The sequence below is a fragment of the Amycolatopsis sulphurea genome (genome assembly GCF_002564045.1).
Classification (GTDB): Bacteria; Actinomycetota; Actinomycetes; order Mycobacteriales; family Pseudonocardiaceae; genus Amycolatopsis; species Amycolatopsis sulphurea.
In genome coordinates this window covers 798,739-815,698 of sequence record NZ_PDJK01000001.1, presented here as the reverse complement: position 1 = coordinate 815,698, position 16,960 = coordinate 798,739, and the positions used below count along the sequence as shown (strand labels likewise).

Below are 16,960 nucleotides of genomic sequence, written 5' to 3'. Positions count from 1 at the left end.
CTGGCCGCCCACCGGATCAGTCGCGGACCGGCCACGGGTTGAAGCCCGGAAGGACGAGGTGGCCCGCGTCGACCGGCAGCTGGATGCCGGTGACGTAGTCCGCGTCGTCCGAGCACAGCCAGACCGCGGCACGAGCCTGCGCGCTCGGCGGGATCACCCCGGTGTTGCGCATGGCGGTCCACTGGTGGACGGCTTCGAGGTAGTCCTCGCGGGTGCCGTCCGGCTTGCCGCTGGTCCTGGTCCAGCCGGCCTGGTGGTCGTTGATCTTGGTGTCGGTGGTACTCGGCAGCAGCGCGTTGACCCGGACGCCGAGTGACGCGAGTTCCAGCGCCGCCGTGCGCATGATGCCGATGACGCCGTGCTTGGCCGTGACATAGGCGACGCTGAAGGGCACGGCCTCGACGGCGAGGTTCGACGACGTGACGACGATGGCGCCGCCCCCGCCGTGGGCCAGGATGTGCGGGACGACCGCCTTCAGCGAGCGCCAGACACCTTCGAGGCAGACGCCGATCTGGTTGTTCCACGACTCGTCGGAGGTCTCCCACACCGGCGACGAGGACCAGTCGTAGATGCCGGCGTTCGCGACCAGGTAGTCGATCCGCCCGAGTTCGGAAACAGCGCCGGCCGCGGCGGCGTCGAGGTCGCGCTGGCTGCGCACGTCGCCCACGAACGACACGCAGCGACGTCCCAGCCCTTCGACCAGGGAGCGGGTCTCCGCCAGGTCCTCCTTGGTCGCCAGCGAATACGGAAGGCCGGCGATGTCCTCGGCGATGTCCAGGATCGCGACATCGGCCCCGCGGCGGGCGAACTCCAGGGCGATCTCCCGCCCCTGCCCACGACCCCCGCCGGTGACGAACGCGACCTTACCGTCGAACGAGCTCATGATCTTCCCTTCGACCACATCGGATGCGAGATCTTCTGATGGAATCCTACTGCATGATAGCGTGCAATAAGTCTACTTTTGAATGCAATCCACCAGGAAGCTGAGGTTGTGGCTCATGCGCGCCATCATCGTCGACAGCAAAGGCCCCGAGCGGCTTCGGCTGGCCGAGGTGCCCGAACCCGTGCCCGCCCCCCACGAAGCGCTCGTGCGCGTCTCGGCGGCGTCCCTGAACTACGGCGAGGTCGTCCACGCCTACGGCCGGCAGGACAACGGCCTGCCGGCCCCACCGGATGGCCTGGTGCTCGGCGCGGACGCCGCGGGTGTCGTGGTGCGGGCGGCCGCCGACGGCAGCGGTCCCGCCGTCGGCACGCCGGTGGTCTCGATGGGCGCGTCGGGAGGCTGGGCCGAACTGCGTGCCGTATCCACCGCGACCCTGGGCGTCGCGCCGGTTGACGCCGATCCCGGTGCCTTGAGCACGATTCCCGTTGCCGGACTGAGCGCACTGCGCGGTCTCAAGCGCATCGGCAACATCCTGGGCAAGCGGATCCTGGTGACGGGCGCCTCCGGCGGAGTGGGCCGGTACGCGATCCAGCTCGCCCGCATCGCCGGAGCGGAGGTCGTGGCCTCGGCCCGGAGCCTCGATCGGTATGGCGCGGACCTGCGGGCCCTGGGCGCCACCGAACTGGTCGGCTCGCCCGCTGAGATCTCGACGACGGTTGACGGTGTGCTCGACCAGGTCGGCGGTCAGCAGCTTGTCGACGCGTTCCGGGCGCTGGCCCCGCATGGAACGCTCGTCTCGGTCGGCCACTCCTCCGGCGAGCCGGAGACCTTTCCGTTCGGCGCCCTGTTCGGCGACGCAGGGCGGCACGACCGTGCGATCGTGTCCTTCTTCCTAGGCGCGCAAAGCGACTTCGAAGCCGACCTGACCTGGCTCGCCGCCCAAGTGGGTGCGGGCACACTGGATCCGGGGATCGTGTGGCGGGACGACTGGGCGAACGCCTCGGAGGCGTTCACCGCGCTGCTGGATCGCCGGCTGGGCGGCAAGGCCGTCATCGAGATCCGCTGAGCCAGGGAGGCAACCGTGTCCACACGCGATCAGCCCGAGCTGCCCGATCCCGTCCGCATTCGCACCAACGGAATCGAGCTGTCCGTTCACCTTGCCGGGGCCGGGCCTGCCGTGGTCCTAGCCCACGGTTTCCCGGACCTTGCCTACTCGTGGCGGCATCAGGTGCCCGCGCTGGTCGCGGCCGGCTACCGCGTCGTGGTGCCGGACATGCGCGGGTACGGCGCCAGTGATCGGCCCACTGCCGTCTCCGGCTACGACGCCGAGACGGTGGGCGCCGACCTGATCGGGCTCCTCGATGTCCTGGGGGTCGACCGCGCGGCGTTCATCGGCCACGACTGGGGCGCGAACAGTGTCTGGCCCCTCGCGTTCACCCGGCCCGACCGCGTACGAGGCATCGCGGGACTCAGCGTTCCTTACCTCCCGGCGGCACCGGTCTCGCCCCTGGACATCCTGCGCAGCCGTCTCGGCGAGGACTTCTACATGGTCCGATTCCAGCCCGTCGGTCCTCCCGAGGAGCTCTTGGCGAAGGACGTGCGCGCGACCCTGCTCGCGATCCTGTCCGACCGCGATCCCTTCGCCGAGGTCGGCAGCTCGATGCTGCCACCGTGGCTGAGCCCTCAGGAGCTGAGCCGGTACACCGCCGCGTTCGAGCGCACCGGTTTCGGCGCGGGCCTGAACTACTACCGCAACATGGAGCGGAACTGGGCGGCCGCGGCCGGCCGAAGCGGGACCACCACGACCGTCCCCGCGCTGTTCGCGACCGGGGACCGGGACGCCGTGGCGGCCTTCATGCCCTCGACCCGGATGCCGGAGGTCTTCCTCGACCTGCGAACCACGACAGTCGCCGGGGCGGGGCATTGGGTCCACCAGCAGGCACCCGACGTCGTCAACCCACTCCTGCTGGAGTTTCTCGGCGGCCTGCCGCAGTAAAGCGCGCCGGGTGGCCGCCGGAAGCGGTGGCTACCCGGCGTCGCCGTCGGCGGCGTTCCGCTCGACCCAGCGGGCGGTGGCGTCGATCGAGAACTTGATGTGCTTGACCATCTCGACGCGGGCCAGCTCGGCGTCCTGGGCGATGATCGCGTCGGCGATCGCCTGGTGCTGGGACAGGTTGCGGGCGATCAGCCGCGAGTTGCCGGCGTAGGCGCCGAACGACAGGTTGTGCGGAAGCTTTCGCCGCAGATCGCGGATGGTGGCCGCCAGGTGCGGGTTCCCGGCCGACTCCATGATGACCGAGTGGAATCGCTCGTTCGCCACCACCCAGGCTTTGGCCTGCTGGTCGGTCGGCTCGTCGAGAGTCGTCCGGAACGACTGCCAGGAGTCGGTCATCTCGGCGAGCTGCTCGTCGTCCATCCGGTCACAGGCCAGTGTCGCCGCCAGGCCCTCGAGTTCGGCCCGTACCTCGCCGATCTCGCGGATGTCCTGGCTGGACTGCCCGTTGACCCGGGCGCCACGGTTGGCGTCGATGGTGACGATGCCCTGGGCCGCCAGGATCCGCAACGCCTCGCGCACCGGGGTGCGGCTGATCCCGAACTCCTCGGCGATCGCACCGTGCCGCAGCCAGCTCCCGATGGCGATCTCGCCGGAGAGGATCTTGCGCTGCAGCCGGCTGACCACCTGGTCGCTGAGCGACTCCGGATCCGGGCGGGCGCTCTCGTCGGCGCGGTCGATCATCGTGGTTCGCCCTCCCATCGGACCAGGTGCCCTGGACCATAGCGCATCCAATACTTCACAAGACTGATGCTCCCACCGAAGTCGGCAATGCAACCAGAGCAAGCTCGGACGCAACGAGCCTCTCGTGTGCCTGGAGCAATGGGTCGAGCCAGACGTCGTAGGGCCGCGTCGGCGCACGTACCGCCGCATGGGCGAACAACCCCTGACGTCGCAAGCCCTCCTTGCGCACGGCGATGCTGGTGCCCTGCTGGACCTCGAACCCGATCGACGAGGCGATCACGTTGATCATCCGGCGCGCCAGATCAGGCCGGCCGGCCGCGTAGTGGTCGAGCGCGGCCCCTACCACCTCGGGCCGCGTAACGCCGCAGGCCGCGACGGTCGCGCCCTGCTCCAGGTCGTCGACGAGGCTCAAGCCGCCCAGTCCCGAGATGCACCGGGCCGAGGGCATGCGCTGCCGCAGACGGCGGATCCGCGCGAACGTCGGCGGTGCCTCGCACTTGACGGCCGCGACGAAGTCCAGGCCGTCCAGAGCGTCCGCCAGGGCATCGACCCCGATCGCGACCCCCGACCACGCGGGGTAATCCTGAACGACGATCGGCAGATCTCCGGCCCGGCGGTGCACGTCGATCACGCGGCGGCGCAGCTCGACCGGGTCCGGCGTGTCGACCGGCACCATGAGCCCGGCAGGTGCACGGTCGGTGCAGGAAACCAGCTCGGGCACGACACGCCGCCGCGTGTCCTCGTCGAGCGCGAGCGCCGAGGCGTACACCGGTACGTCCGTGCTGGCCGTCACGGTCGCCAGCACCCGTTGCTGCTCCGGAATCGAGAGCGTTTGGGGCTCTGCGATGATGCCGAGCGCGACAAGCCCGTGACAGCCGCGATCGGCCATCGCCCGCGCATACCGGGCGAGGCTGTCGTGATCCACCCGGCCGGAGTCCTCGTCGAAGGGCGTCGCGAGCATCGCCCACAGCTCGAGAGGTTCGGTCTGCGTGCTCATCGGCCCACCGCATAGCCTTGCGCCCCACGGGGATTCGCCGCGGCCGACAGGATGCCGGTCCGGTGATCGCGCCGTGCCGAGGACAGGCGGCCCAGCTTCCAGTCACCGGCTCGGGTCAGCCGGTGACCCCGGCCTTCGAGCGCCGCGAGCACCCCGGCACCGAGCCGGTCCTCGACGACCAGCCCGCCGGGTTCCCAGGTGCGCGGCCAGAAGCTGCCCGGAAAACTGGTCGTGTGGAACATCGGCAGCTCGATCGCGTGCTGCTCGCCGAGCCCGGCCGCCAGGACACGCAACAGGAACACGAGTTGCCATTGGTCCTGCTGGTCGCCCCCGGGCGTGCCGAGCGCGATCAGGCCGTCGTCCGACACGACGGTGGTGGGGCTGAGCGTCGTCCGCGGGCGGCACCCCGGTCGCAGGGCGGACGGGCTGGCCGGATCGAGCCGCATCATCTGCAGCCGTGTCCCCAGGCAGAACCCCAGCTCGGGAATCGTGGGTGACGACTGGAGCCAGCCTCCGGAAGGCGTCGCGGAGACTGCGTTGCCGAAGCGGTCGATGACGTCCACATGGCACGTGTCGCCGCGCATGTCACCCGCGACCCGGACCGTCGGCTCTCCCGCGGACTCACCGAGATCGCCGGACGGCAGGCGCAGGGGCGGGCGATAGGGCTCTCTCAGGGCGGACGCGCGACCCGGGCGAAACTCGACCGACGCGGTCTCGGTGATCAGGTCACGACGTGTCTTGCCGTACTCGGCCGACAGCAGGTGCTGGAGTTCGGGCTCGGTCAAGTCGTCCCCGTAATAGACCTCACGGTCGGCGGCGGCGAGCTTCAGCGCCTCGGCCACCAGGTGGATGCCGCGCTCACTGACCAAGTCCAGCTCGTCGTCGCCGTAGCCCTCGAGGATCCGCAGGCTCTGCAGCAGCATCGGTCCCTGGCTCCACGCCCCCGCCTTGTGCACGACGTGCTCGCGGAACTCGATCGAGACGGCCGGCTCGAGATGCGCCTCGAACGTCGCCATGTCCTGGCCGGTGAGCACCCCGAAGTGATCGCCACCGGTCGAGTGCAGGTGCCGCGTGCCGCGGACGAAGCGGTCGACCGCTTCAGCGACGAAGCCGGCGCCCCAGGCGCGACGCGCCGCGTCGATTCTGGCCTCGCGAGATCGGCCTGACGCAGCGGCGCGCGCCTCCTCGACGAGCCGCCGCAGGGTCCGGCCATACGCGCCGTTGCCGACCGGCTCGCCGGGCGAAGGGGGCCTGCCACGATCGAGCCACTGCTCCGCCGAAGTCGGCCAGGAGCCGGTGAACAGCGTCGCGACCGACGCGATCACCCCCGCGGCGTTCGCGAGCAGCGGGTGTCCCCGTTCGGCGTAGTGGATCGCATAGCTCAGCACGTCCTCGAGCTCCCACGTCCCGTAGTCCCGCAACAGCAGCAGCCAGGCGTCGACCGCCCCAGGCACCGCGGCCGCGAGCGCGCCGGAGCCCGGGATCTCGTCCAGGCCCTCGGCCCGGAAGTGCCCGATCGTCGCGGATGCCGGAGTGGGACCCTGCCCGCACAGCACCAGTGGTTCGGCTCCGGCGCGGGTCACCATCGCGACCAGGTCACCACCCGGCCCGTTGAGATGAGGCTCGACGATGTGCAGCACGAAGCCGGCCGCGACCGCGGCATCGAAGGCGTTGCCGCCCCGTTCGAGCACCGACTGTGCCGACGCGGAGGCCACCCAGTGCGTCGAGGCGCTCACCCCGAAGGACCCGGTGACGAGCGGGCGGGCCAATTCCAGCGGCGAGAAACTGGTCATGTCGTCCTTCTTGCATTGAATTTGCTTCGATGTGGATGCAATACTAGCTGCTATGCCATCCTCCCGGGAAGGAGTTCCCAGCCCGATGTCCGAATCCACCCATGATCAGAAGTTCCCCACCGCCCCCGGCGACGAACTGGTCTTCGAGAACGACCGGGTGCGCGTCTGGTCGATGACCCTGGCGGCGAACGGCGGGATCTACGACTTCCACCAGCACGAACACGACCACCTGATCCTGTGGCCGGACGCCGGCCGCGCGGAGGCGATGCAGTACGGCGACGACGACTGGACGATCTCGCAGGTCGCCGAGCCGGGATTCACCATGTTCAAGACCGTGGGCAGCGGCGGCCCGATGGTGCCCCACCGGATCCGCAATCTCGAGGACCACCCGGTGACGCACTACATCATCGAGCTGATCAGCGAGCCGTCGCCCAGCCCCGTGACCCTGCCCACCGAGTCCAACGGGCGTGGGCACACCACCAACCCCGGCATGTCCGTCGGATCGTAGCCGCGGCCGATGACCTTCAACCTGGCGACCATCCTGCGCGAATCGGCGGCCGCGACCCCGGACAAGCCGTTGCTGCACACCAGCCGGTCGACGATCACCTACGCCGAAGTCGACCGGCGTTCCGCCCGGGTGGCGGCCGCACTCCGGGCCCGCGGCCTGACGACCGGTCACCCGGTCGCGGTGGTGCTGGGCAACACTCCCGAGTTCGTCGTCTCCTATTTCGGGATCCTCCGTGCGGGCCTGACGATGATGCCGCTGAACCCGCAGCTGACCGCCCGCGAAATCGCCTACCACCTCCGCGACAGCGGAGCCCGGCTCGTCATCACCTCCGGCACCGGCCTGCACGCGGTGCGGCAGGCGGTGGACGAGGTCGGCCCCCTCCCGATTTACGCGGTGTCCGACGGGGAGCTTCCGGAAGGGAGCGTCCCGTTCGCATCACTCGAGCAGTTCGAGCCCGCGGCGGACATTCACCCCACAGCGTCGGACGATACCGCTGTACTGCTTTACACGAGCGGCACGACCGGCGAACCGAAGGGCGCCGAACTCACCCATTTCCAGCTGTACATGAACTGCTCGGTCGGCGGTGCGCTCATGGGGTTCACCCCGCAGGACGTGACGACCTCCGTGCTCCCGCTGTTCCATGTCTTCGGCCTGTCGGCCCTGCTGAACGCCACCGTCAGGTACGGCGCGAGCACGATTCTCATCGAGCGCTTCGCCCCCGAGGAGGTGCTCGAGGCGCTCGACCGCCACGGAGCCACGGTCTTCGCCGGCGTCCCGACGATGTTCTCCGCCCTGCTCCACGCCGGCGAGGGCCGGCGCGGCCTCGGCCGCGTCCGCACCGCCATCTCCGGTGGCGCCTCGATGCCCGCAGAGGTCATCCGCAGCTTCGAGGCGGCGTTCCCGGGGACGACGGTGCTCGAAGGGTACGGGTTGTCCGAAACCGCCAGCACCACGACGTTCAACGTCAGCCCGGCCGAGCGCAGGTTCGGCTCGATCGGCCGGCCGATCTGGGGTGTCGAAGTCGCGATCGTCGACCAGGATGACCGGCCGATCGGCCCCGGACCGGACCACGTGGGTGAAATCGTCGTCCGCGGCCACAATGTGATGAAGGGCTACTACCGCCGCCCGGAGGCAACGGCCTCGGCGATCCGCGAGGGGTGGTTCCACACCGGCGATCTCGGGTACCGGGACGCGGACGGCTACTTCTACGTGGTGGACCGGCTCAAGGACTTGATCATCCGAGGCGGGTACAACGTCTATCCCCGCGAGATCGAGGAGGTTCTGTACGAGATCCCCGGTGTGGCACAAGCCGCCGTGATCGGGCGGGCCGACGATCGCCTCGGCGAGGAGATCGTCGCCTTCGTCGCCGCCGCCCCCGGCGTATCACTCGACGCCACCGCGGTGCAGCAGCACTGCCGCGAACGCCTCGCAGCCTACAAATGCCCTCGGCAGATCCGGCTGCTGAAGTCGCTGCCGCTGGGAGCCACCGGCAAGATCCTCAAGCGCAAGCTCCGCGAACGGGAAACCGGTACCGAGAAATCAGCAGTGGCAGATGACGGCGGCGGGGACTCGACAGGTTCGGCAACGGACCGCGCGAAAGGAACCCGAGGCGTAAAAACAAGGCCATGAAGGTGAGCCGGGCGGTCCTGTCCGCGAACCGGCCAAGTGCACCCCCCAACGTTCGGCAATCGATTGGGGACGCGCCGCAATTCGGGTAGGTTGCCCGATGTCTCGGTGCGCCGGGAACGACGACCCGTGAGATGGGTCCAGTTCGAGGGGAATCAGATGCACAAGGGTTTTGTCCTGTCCGTCGGCCGTTCGGCCGTGGTGATCGCCGCGGTCACCACGCCGGCGGCGTGTTCGTCGGAAGCCACCGGCGGCCAGTCGGAAACCGCCACGGCCCGCGCCGAGGTCTTCGGGGTGGCCGGTTATCGCGGCATCGTCCCGGGGATGGCCAAGGAGGCAGCTCTCGCCACCGGGAAACTCGCCAACGCCCCGGTGTCCGAGCTGGACGGCTGTACGGTCCTGAGCTGGCAAGGCGGACCTGCGCCGGACCGGGCCCGGCTGGCGGCCGAGGCCGAGGCGGATCGGAAGGCCGAAGACCTCAACGCCAAGGCGGACGCGGCCGACCAGGCCGGCAAGCAGACTACGGGTAAGTCCGCCTCGGCGGCGGCCAAAGCTGCCGCCGAGGATGCGGAGACGGCCATGCTGGCGGCAGACGCCGCGCTGGCGAGTGCCGACCTGGCAACCAAACGAGAAGAGCGTGACAAGGCGTTCGCCGCGGCCGGTGGTGCCTCGTTCGGCAAAAACGGCTTGCATGGGCTGGGCGCCCCGCCCGAGGGCAAGACCGCGGAGGGCATCGGCGTCGGATCCTCGCTGGCCGACCTGCACAAGGCGTACGACGCACGGGGCCTGAAGCCCGGCACGGCCGGGCGGTTCGAGCTGCCCATCGCGGAAAACCCGGGCTGGCGCTTCGAGTTCACGCCCACAGCCGCTGGTGCCGTCGGCGGGGTGGCGATCACCGACGGTGCCACGAAATGCCGTTGAGGCAGAGCCGAGCAGGCTCCTGAGTCCCTTGTGGACGGGTGAAGGCCTCCTTGGCGCCGTGCGCAAAGAGGCCTTCACTCTCACCGGGAGCCTGCCGACGAGCACTCCGCAGTACTGGTGGAATACGGTGACCCGGTCACGGTACCGAACGTTCACCCCAGGGTCCCGGCAAAGTTGGCCGGGACCCGTGATCAGCAGAGTGCCGTGGCTGCCGCGCATCGTCGACGGTGCCTGCCATCGTCGTCGATTTCGCCCGGCGGCGGGCGAAGCGGAGGTGTTCGAGGCGCGACCACCTCGCGCTGTGCGCCAGACCTGTCTCGGGTCTGTGAAGGGGCCCTTCACAGACTCAGAGTCCGTGAAGGGCCCCTTCACGGACCTCCGCCGTCTGCGCAGGGCCCTCACACCGACTTTGCCGGGACCCTGTTCACCCGGTGAAACGAATGGTTCAGATCGGCATCGAGGGTCAGGCTGTCCACCGGAATCGTTGCCCGTGCGGAGCGAAAGTCGTTCTCCTGCAAGCGGATCCGTTCGGGTGGCCTCGCGGGATGCGTCGATGCCCGCTCAGGTTCGGTGCGTGAGGTGCACGGCGAGCGCTTCGAGCGACCCGGCCGCGACGACGAGGACCAGCACGGCCATGCTCAGGATGGCGACCATGCCGTAGGTCGTCGCGAGGCGAAGGCGCAGTGCGAGAACCAAGCTCAGCAGGGTGCAGACGATCGGCACCGCCCACAACCCGTGCGGCCGGGCGAACAGGCCCAGCACCGCGAGCGCCGCCAGGGCCACGCTTATCAGCAGCGCGCTGAAAAACGCTTGCCGGAGGATCGCGCTCTGCCAGTACACCGGCACTGCGTCCTCGTCCGAGGATCGACCATTGCTACTCATCCAGCCAGTCCCGTTCGGAAAAATCTTCGATATACTCGTCGTTTTCGACCTGGTGCCGCGAAGCGGCCGGCTTTTGCGCCGGCGCGGGCGACGGTTCCTCTGCATGCTCGTCCGCCAGCGCACGGAGTGCGCTTTCGCCTTTGGCTGCCTCCGCGTCCTTCTCGGACTCGGACAAGCTGCCATACCAGGCGGCGAGGTCGCCGGCAGGTGCTTCCAGAACGCCGGCGTAGAGCTGAGACTCGACGGCCCGCCTCGGCGTCACGTTGCCGGCCAGCAGTTCGCGGGCGAGTTCCGCCATGACCGGATTGTCCGCGCTCGCCGCCAGCTTGACCAGCACTGCGCGCCGGGCACGATCCTGGACCGGATCGCCGGAGAACTGTGGCTGATTCCCGGTCATGGTCACGCGCCGGGGTGATCGTAGCCTGCGGGCAGCGGGTGCGCTTGAAATGTGCCACTGGCACCGGCGACATCGAGAATTCCGCCGTGAATGATCCGGATGGTGTTCTGGATGTTCATCAGCAGATTGGTCATCTGTTTCCAGTCGTCGACGATGCCCTTGCACTCCAGCGCCGCCAGCCCCCAGAACGCGGCCGCGCCGACCACCGTCTCGGACAACGCGGCTCCGGCAGCGACCTCTATCGCGGCCCAGAAGACATTGTCGAAGATGCTCTGAATCAAGTCGTTGATCGACTCCGAGAACTCCCATACTCCCTGGGCGGCCTCGCGGTACTTGTCTCGCAGATCCGCCAGACCACGGCTGTAGTCATTGACCACCTCGCCGAGCCTGGTGAAATACTGGAAGGCCTCATTGGCCGCGTTGCCGCTCCAGGAGGTCAGCAATGCGTTGACCGTGGCCTTGAGATCCTGTCCTGCATCGGAGCAGAAGAACGACAGGGAGTTCAGCGCATCCGACGCTTTGGCGAACTGTTCCCAATCGCCGGCCACCCAGCCGGAGAACTCCTGAGCCGGGTTCACCCCGATCGTGCTTTCGAGGACCTTCTGGCTCCAATACCCCGGGCTGAGGAGATTGCCCAGATCGTTGAGGAGCTGAAGGGGGTTGGTGAACCCGTCGGCCTTGGGCTCGGTGAGCCGGCCGACCGGAAACGTGGTCTGCTGGACGGCCTCCGGTCCCCGAGGGGCGGGGATTCCGGGCAGCGGCGGCATCGGCGGCGGGCCGCCGGGATCGGGATAGGTCTGGTCCAGCCGTCCGGCCGATGCGTGGTCGTTCCGGTCGTACATCTGCCAAGCGCGATCCAGCTCGGCCGCGCTCGCCTCGCAGACCTTCTCCAGGCTACGCAGCGCGGTAAGGATCTCTGCCTTCGCTTGCTCATGGCTGCCGACCAGGTCGGCGATCAAGCCGGGTTGTGCGCCTATCTTGAGGTTCCGGTCCGCGAATTTCTCCGCGGCCGCCACGTCCTGCTGATGGTTCTTGACGATCCCCGCGTACACGCCGAGCTGAAAAGTATCGACAGCGAAACCCACGAGCCCTCCTCTGCGTAGCCGTCCAGACGCTCAGCGTAACGCACCGCCGGGGTCGACGGGGTTGATTGGCGACACAAAGACACAGCGTCCCCCGCATGACCTACGACCCCAGCGATCGGTCCGGCCGACGAGGTCCGGGAGCCGTCTCCGGACGATCTGTGGATGCTGCCGGTCGCCCAGGCGCCGACGTTACCGTTGGCCGCGCTGGAGAAGTAGTCGACCAGTACCTCCGTGACAGCGTCCATGCAGAGCCACCCAAGCTCGGCCGAGGCGCCGGCCGGATCGCCCAAGACGCCGTTCTCGCTCGGCCTTCGCGGGAGACGGCAGCGAGCATCGCGGGATCCGGACCGGGGCCACGGCGTCCGTTCGCACCGACGTGGGATCGGGGCGAGCATCACCGAAGTTTCGGCGATATCCGCGTGCCCGCCGACCGCATCGCCGCGACCGCAGTGCTGCTCGACGACCTCGGTCCACGTGCGAGGAAGCGACCGCGGTCGGCGAAAACGACGACGCCGACCCTGGCGGGAGGGACGCATCGAGGCGCGGGGCCATCGCGGCCAGGGCCTCGAAGTTCCCCATGTGCGCCGAAAAGATGAGGATGCGCTCGAACCCGTGCCGCGCAAGGCTTCGGCAAAGTCGGTGTGGAGGGCCCTGCGCAGCTGCGGAGGGCGGTGAAGGGCGGTGAAGGGCCCCTTCACGGACCCGAAACCGGTCGGCAGCCACGGCTCTGTCTGCTGATCACGGGCCCTCGATCAACTTTGCCGTGGCCCTGCGTGCCGCGCAAGGCTTCGGCAACAATCGAGGAAGAGCGCCGAGGGGGCTGATCGAGAGGTTGCCGGCGAACGCCATGTGATGCTCGGAGCACCCGATTCCGAGCGTGGGCGCGACAAGGGCATCGAGCCGCGCGGCCACCCGCACCGCGAGCGCGCCCGCGTGGTCGGCATCCACCGAAGCGGCAGGCGCGGCCCGTGCTGCTCGATCGCTCCACATAGGACGATGACGGTCCGCACTCCGGCTGGATCTCCGGGTAGGTCATGGCGCGCAGCCGACGCTCGGGCATGGGCCGGTTCACCGGACCCCGCAGGGCGTCGGCAAAGTCGGTGTGAAGGGCCCTGCACAGACCACGGAGGTCCGTGAAGGGTCCCTTCACGGACTCTGAGTCCGTGAAGGGACCCTTCACAGACCCGAAACAGGTCCGGCACAGACCACGAGGTGGCCGCGCACCCCAAACACAACCGCATCGCCCACTACCGGACGAAACCGATGAAGAGCGCAGGCACCGCCAACCACACTGCTACGGCGCCCCTGAAGCTCCCCGCAGCAAGCTGCCGGGCGTGGCGCGGGTGACGCCCTGGCCGGAGGCGTTCACGAGGGCGAGAAGCTCCTGTGTGAAGCGCTCGTTGCGAGACGGTCCGGGTCGAGGCCTCGGACTTGAGGCGTCCTCGGCCGGATCTGACCCCGGCTCGCGGTAACGGCCGTGGATCGTGGTGACCTCGTGACCGTGAACGTGTGAGCTGATCGTGAAACCCGCGTTGTCAGTGACCGACAGCAACGGCCCATTCCTGTGGTTGTACACGACGATGTCGTTGCGGGCGCCGATGAGGGTGTTGGGCAGGGTGAGGTATCGGGCCGCTTTCACCGCCATCGTGAGCACGGGCGCCGTGTCCTGGGCGGTGCCACAGATGAGCAGGAGCACTGGGCCGCTGGGGTTGGCGGCGTACATCTGCTGGAACTGCGGCAGCTGTACCAGCAAGCCGATGAGGGTGTCGCCGCTGATGCTGAGACGTTTCTCGTTGCCACCCCGCTCGATCGTGATCCGCACGGCACGCGAGTGCCCGTGCGCGATGATCACGTTGGGGCCGACGTGATCAGCACTGGGCGTGCCTGGCACTGGGATGGTGGTGACCGGCTGCCACGGTACTTCCACGAGCCGGCGGTTCGGGTCGTGGACGAGCAGCCTCTTCCACTCGGAGCGGGGGATGTGACGGGACGAGGTCTCGCCGGGAAAGGTTCGCACGACCTCGGTCATCCGGTCGAGGTGGGCCACCATGCGCCGCACGAGCTCGTCGTGGTCGCCGGTGAGGTCGAGACCGCCGATGCGCGTATGCCCGGTGCTGGTGCTCGGCAGGCCCACACGGGCGACCTCGTACGGAGAAAAGTTGACCACCTTTCCGTACCTGTCCTTGCCTTGCAGCGGGACCTCGGCGCCGGGTTCGGCGTCGGGGATGTACTGGGCCTGCGGCAGATGTGTCTCGAAGAAGGTGATGTTGTTGATGTTGCCCTCTGAGTAGACGCCGAGCCGCCGGTGCCGTGGCCGGTGCCAGCCCCACGGTGCCGGTCCGGGCGTGTGGAGGCTCCAGCCCAGGTTGTCGCCGACGCCAAGACTTCCGTCGGCCCGCTGGAAGACCGCGCCGTTGTTGGTCAGCACGGACACGGTCATCCCCTCCCTTGACAGGCAGCGTCCGGTGTTTTGCGCGTCGTGGTCACCGCCGGACAGCAGCACAACGGTGGGAAGGGGCTTGGCTTGACTCAGCGCCCGCAACCGTTCGATGTGGGAGAGCAAAGCGGCGAACTCACGTGGCTGCAGGTTCGCCTGAGTGCCGTCGCGCAGCGGCACCACGAACCCGTCGCGGCCACCCTCGGCGTGCACGTGGAAGTCCCCGTCCAGCCGCAGTCGTGGCCGGGGCCGGTGGGTGCGCTCCGGGACCTCGCGCGCGGTCTCGCCGGGCAGTGTCGTGATCGCGATGTGGTGGCGGCCGGCGAGCCGGAAACGGTGCTCGCGCGTGAACGCGACACCGGGCTTGGTGCCGGGCATGACCTGGCAGACGATGTCGCGCAGCATCACGGTGATCGGCTGCCCGTTCGGGTCCGTGGCGCGGACGGTCCGCGCCGGGGAGGAAAACATCGAGCCGGCAGAGCTGACTGGCTCGGCGACGTCGGAGCTCCGTTGACGCCCGGACCAGCGCGGGAAATGCCACCCATAGAGGGAGCCGGTGCTGGGGTGCAGCAGACCGTCCACGGAACCGGCTGGCGCCGCGGACGGCGCCACAGCCTGCCCCGTCGGGGCGACCACGAGCACACGGGCGTCGACAAGCAGCAACGGCGGCAGGGGTCGTACACGCGAACCCACGGGGGCCTGGGTCTCTATCCACAACACGACTCCGCCGTGGTTGCGCAGCGCGACCCCGTGTGGTTCACCGCCGGGAACTTTGGTCAGCACGAATGCCATCGCGCCGGAGCCCAGGCCGCGTATCTGCCGGACGACCCCGAAGATCGAGCCGCGAGCCGGGCGCCACACTCCCCCGACGGCCCTGGCGAGCCCGAGCTCAGGCCTGCGTACCAGGACGGCGTCGTCGTCGCGAGTTACGCGCGTGCTGCCCCAGAAGTGCCGACGCACCGCGTCGAGCCGCACCACACAGTCCCGCGCGGTCCCATCATGCGGCGGCAGCACGACGCGCAGTTCCTCTTCCAGCGCCTCGGCCGCAACCACCACATCCTGACGGGCGGCAAGTGCTCGAGGCCGCACCGCATCATCGCCGGCGCCGATCGCGCCCAACCAGCAGCCCGCGACGGCATCAGGCAGATCATCGACCGCGTGCATGACCATTCGCTCACGCCGCCACTGTGGGCCGGGCCAGAGCACCGGAGAAACGACCGAACGCCATGAGCGGCTGTGCTGGCCTGCCAGGGCGGCAAAGCTCGTTGACCAGGCGGCCCGCCGAGCACAGCGCACCGATACCGGCGGTGCTGCCGATCACCAGGTGCCGCCACGCGCCGTCCTGACACTGCTTTGGGAAGTACATCGCCGTCCTCAGCCATCACCATCTGGAGTAGGCGCATACAAACTGATCCACCATGCCGACCAGGCAGGCCTGACGAGATGTTGAGGACCACCATCCGAATCCGAGCGCGATGTTGACAGCCCCGCTGCCTAGGACCGTCCACCATCTCCGCTGATCAGGCAAATCGCCCGAGTTCGGCGGACTCTGCGGGGACCCAGCGGAATCTGCAGATGGGTCTGCAAACGATCGTTTCCGGACTCATGTTCCTCGTGGACGGGCGAGTGATGCTGCTGCCGCGCAGTCTCGCCGGCCCGCACTGATCCGCGGGCCACCGCGTTTCAGGCCTGCTTCATCGCGCCCGAGCCGCTGGGCGGCTTCCCGAAGCCGATCACACGGTTGGAGACGCCCGGACTTGTACCCGGTAACCGCTTGGCGCGGCAACCCGGCATCGCGAGCATCATGACTCGGTAGGACAGGGCGGGTCTTGTCGTAGCAGGTGGCGATGGCGCGGCATGGCACGGCAGCCCCGCCTGGACCGGGCGGCTGCCCGCCCGGAATCCGCCGCCCAATCCAACGCCTGCCGCTGGGTCCCCAGCACACCACGACCTGACCCGCGGCAAGCCTATCCCTTACGCACCAAGGGATTGCCGGGACCCGCGCACCGGAGTCAGGGCTGGGTCAGGACGATGCGCCTACTACTGTCGGCCGGTTGCGACCAGGCGCGCTCGACATCGGGCAGCGGATCGGGTCGGCCTCCACGGGGAAGGTGCCACGACGCTAGTCCCCTCCGCCGGACGCTGCCCGGGCACGTGCCGCTGCCTGCCCCTAGCGGCACTCAATCCTGCCGTTGGGGGCAGGCCTGGGCCGGACTAGTGGCATGACTCCAACCGTGCGGGGTAGGAAATGAGTTACACGAACCGTGCGGGGTAGGAAAATGAGTTGCACGGACCAAGCCGCCGATCCGGCTGGGTGAAAATTGTATGATTTCCGTTCTGTTGTCAATCTTTGAATTCGTCGAAAAGCTCCGTCCTGGCGGGCACGGCAAGAGCGGCGCAGCCACCTCCTCGCGGAGATACGGGAGCCACTGATGACTGTTGCGGAAGAAAAACGCCATTACCGGAGGGGCGATGCGCCGGGGCAGGTGCCGTTGCTGGGCAACGCGCTGCAGATTTTCCGGGACCCGCTCACCTGTCGGCCCACCCTGCGCAGGGTCCCGGCAAAGTTGATCGAGGACCCGTGATCAGCAGAGCGAGCTGTGGCTGCCGCGTCATCATCGACGGCGCCTGCCATCTTCCTCGATTGCGTCCGGCAGCAGGCGATGCGGAGGTGTTCGAGGCGCGACCACCTCG

16 protein-coding genes are annotated in these 16,960 nt (G+C 68.7%); 6 read left to right on the top strand and 10 right to left on the bottom strand.

Annotated features, from left to right (window positions below):
• Positions 1–16: 16 nt before the first annotated feature.
• Positions 17–883, bottom strand: a complete 867-nt coding sequence (locus ATK36_RS03745; protein ID WP_098510318.1) for a mycofactocin-coupled SDR family oxidoreductase — start codon at positions 881–883, stop codon at positions 17–19.
• A 115-nt stretch (positions 884–998) separates the two neighbouring features.
• On the opposite strand from ATK36_RS03745, the gene ATK36_RS03740 reads away from it, so the two are divergent.
• Positions 999–1,949, top strand: coding sequence for a zinc-binding dehydrogenase (locus ATK36_RS03740; protein WP_098509822.1), 951 nt, complete (start codon positions 999–1,001; stop codon positions 1,947–1,949).
• 15 nt (positions 1,950–1,964) lie between these two features.
• A complete protein-coding gene (locus ATK36_RS03735) occupies positions 1,965–2,879 on the top strand; it encodes an alpha/beta fold hydrolase (protein WP_098509821.1) in 915 nt (304 codons plus the stop codon).
• Between the two features lie 30 nt (positions 2,880–2,909).
• Here ATK36_RS03735 and ATK36_RS03730 read toward each other — a convergent pair whose 3' ends face one another.
• Genes ATK36_RS03730 through ATK36_RS03720 form a run of 3 tightly spaced genes read right to left on the bottom strand, consistent with a single transcriptional unit; the run spans position 2,910 to position 6,410 of the window.
• Positions 2,910–3,620, bottom strand: coding sequence for a GntR family transcriptional regulator (locus ATK36_RS03730; RefSeq protein ID WP_098509820.1), 711 nt, complete (start codon positions 3,618–3,620; stop codon positions 2,910–2,912).
• A 55-nt stretch (positions 3,621–3,675) separates the two neighbouring features.
• Complete coding sequence (locus tag ATK36_RS03725) at positions 3,676–4,617, bottom strand: dihydrodipicolinate synthase family protein (protein WP_098509819.1); 942 nt, start codon at positions 4,615–4,617, stop codon at positions 3,676–3,678.
• A complete protein-coding gene (locus ATK36_RS03720; protein ID WP_098509818.1) occupies positions 4,614–6,410 on the bottom strand; it encodes a gamma-glutamyltransferase family protein in 1,797 nt (598 codons plus the stop codon). The genes ATK36_RS03725 and ATK36_RS03720 overlap by 4 nt, the downstream gene beginning before the upstream one ends.
• Before the next feature lie 85 nt (positions 6,411–6,495).
• On the opposite strand from ATK36_RS03720, the gene ATK36_RS03715 reads away from it, so the two are divergent.
• From ATK36_RS03715 to ATK36_RS03705, 3 genes are all read left to right on the top strand, one after another.
• Positions 6,496–6,918: a cupin domain-containing protein gene (locus tag ATK36_RS03715; protein ID WP_098509817.1), complete on the top strand. Its 423-nt coding sequence runs from the start codon at positions 6,496–6,498 to the stop codon at positions 6,916–6,918.
• Positions 6,919–6,927: 9 nt separating this feature from the next.
• Positions 6,928–8,547: a long-chain-fatty-acid--CoA ligase gene (locus ATK36_RS03710; protein WP_098509816.1), complete on the top strand. Its 1,620-nt coding sequence runs from the start codon at positions 6,928–6,930 to the stop codon at positions 8,545–8,547.
• A 156-nt stretch (positions 8,548–8,703) separates the two neighbouring features.
• Positions 8,704–9,465, top strand: coding sequence for a hypothetical protein (locus tag ATK36_RS03705; RefSeq protein ID WP_211291774.1), 762 nt, complete (start codon positions 8,704–8,706; stop codon positions 9,463–9,465).
• Between the two features lie 561 nt (positions 9,466–10,026).
• Here the strand turns inward: ATK36_RS03705 and ATK36_RS31965 are convergent.
• The 6 genes from ATK36_RS31965 to ATK36_RS03675 all read right to left on the bottom strand — a co-directional run bounded on the left by ATK36_RS31965 (position 10,027) and on the right by ATK36_RS03675 (position 15,430).
• On the bottom strand, positions 10,027–10,347 hold the full coding sequence (locus ATK36_RS31965) for a hypothetical protein (protein ID WP_170069581.1): 321 nt from the start codon (positions 10,345–10,347) through the stop codon (positions 10,027–10,029).
• Entirely contained in the window at positions 10,340–10,750 is a 411-nt protein-coding gene (locus tag ATK36_RS03695; RefSeq protein WP_141544358.1) for a hypothetical protein, read from the bottom strand. Before ATK36_RS03695 ends, ATK36_RS31965 begins: the two co-directional genes overlap by 8 nt.
• Positions 10,747–11,760: a WXG100 family type VII secretion target gene (locus ATK36_RS03690; protein ID WP_098509813.1), complete on the bottom strand. Its 1,014-nt coding sequence runs from the start codon at positions 11,758–11,760 to the stop codon at positions 10,747–10,749. Before ATK36_RS03690 ends, ATK36_RS03695 begins: the two co-directional genes overlap by 4 nt.
• The gene (locus ATK36_RS34575) at positions 11,718–12,365 is read right to left on the bottom strand and encodes a creatininase family protein (RefSeq protein WP_098509812.1); all 648 of its coding nucleotides are present in this window, start codon (positions 12,363–12,365) and stop codon (positions 11,718–11,720) included. The genes ATK36_RS03690 and ATK36_RS34575 overlap by 43 nt, the downstream gene beginning before the upstream one ends.
• A 202-nt stretch (positions 12,366–12,567) precedes the next feature.
• Positions 12,568–12,819: a creatininase family protein gene (locus ATK36_RS34570; RefSeq protein ID WP_423682861.1), complete on the bottom strand. Its 252-nt coding sequence runs from the start codon at positions 12,817–12,819 to the stop codon at positions 12,568–12,570.
• A 304-nt stretch (positions 12,820–13,123) separates the two neighbouring features.
• Positions 13,124–15,430 (bottom strand): hypothetical protein, encoded by a 2,307-nt coding sequence (locus ATK36_RS03675; protein ID WP_141544355.1) that lies wholly within the window; start codon positions 15,428–15,430, stop codon positions 13,124–13,126.
• A gap of 1,268 nt (positions 15,431–16,698) precedes the next feature.
• Between ATK36_RS03675 and ATK36_RS31960 the strand changes: the two genes are divergently transcribed.
• Complete coding sequence (locus ATK36_RS31960) at positions 16,699–16,851, top strand: hypothetical protein (protein WP_170069580.1); 153 nt, start codon at positions 16,699–16,701, stop codon at positions 16,849–16,851.
• The last annotated feature ends 109 nt before the right edge of the window (positions 16,852–16,960 follow it).

Excerpts from the sequence above, each read along its gene's own strand:
- ATK36_RS03745 (WP_098510318.1), bottom strand. The coding sequence starts at position 883 with ATGAGCTCGTTCGACGGTAAGGTCGCGTTCGTCACCGGCGGGGGTCGT.
- ATK36_RS03740 (WP_098509822.1), top strand. The coding sequence starts at position 999 with ATGCGCGCCATCATCGTCGACAGCAAAGGCCCCGAGCGGCTTCGGCTG.
- ATK36_RS03730 (WP_098509820.1), bottom strand. The coding sequence starts at position 3,620 with ATGATCGACCGCGCCGACGAGAGCGCCCGCCCGGATCCGGAGTCGCTC.
- ATK36_RS03725 (WP_098509819.1), bottom strand. The coding sequence starts at position 4,617 with ATGAGCACGCAGACCGAACCTCTCGAGCTGTGGGCGATGCTCGCGACG.
- ATK36_RS03720 (WP_098509818.1), bottom strand. The coding sequence starts at position 6,410 with ATGACCAGTTTCTCGCCGCTGGAATTGGCCCGCCCGCTCGTCACCGGG.
- ATK36_RS03715 (WP_098509817.1), top strand. The coding sequence starts at position 6,496 with ATGTCCGAATCCACCCATGATCAGAAGTTCCCCACCGCCCCCGGCGAC.
- ATK36_RS03710 (WP_098509816.1), top strand. The coding sequence starts at position 6,928 with ATGACCTTCAACCTGGCGACCATCCTGCGCGAATCGGCGGCCGCGACC.
- ATK36_RS03705 (WP_211291774.1), top strand. The coding sequence starts at position 8,704 with ATGCACAAGGGTTTTGTCCTGTCCGTCGGCCGTTCGGCCGTGGTGATC.
- ATK36_RS31965 (WP_170069581.1), bottom strand. The coding sequence starts at position 10,347 with ATGAGTAGCAATGGTCGATCCTCGGACGAGGACGCAGTGCCGGTGTAC.
- ATK36_RS34575 (WP_098509812.1), bottom strand. The coding sequence starts at position 12,365 with ATGCGTCCCTCCCGCCAGGGTCGGCGTCGTCGTTTTCGCCGACCGCGG.
- ATK36_RS34570 (WP_423682861.1), bottom strand. The coding sequence starts at position 12,819 with ATGTGGAGCGATCGAGCAGCACGGGCCGCGCCTGCCGCTTCGGTGGAT.
- ATK36_RS03675 (WP_141544355.1), bottom strand. The coding sequence starts at position 15,430 with ATGCACGCGGTCGATGATCTGCCTGATGCCGTCGCGGGCTGCTGGTTG.
- ATK36_RS31960 (WP_170069580.1), top strand. The coding sequence starts at position 16,699 with ATGACTGTTGCGGAAGAAAAACGCCATTACCGGAGGGGCGATGCGCCG.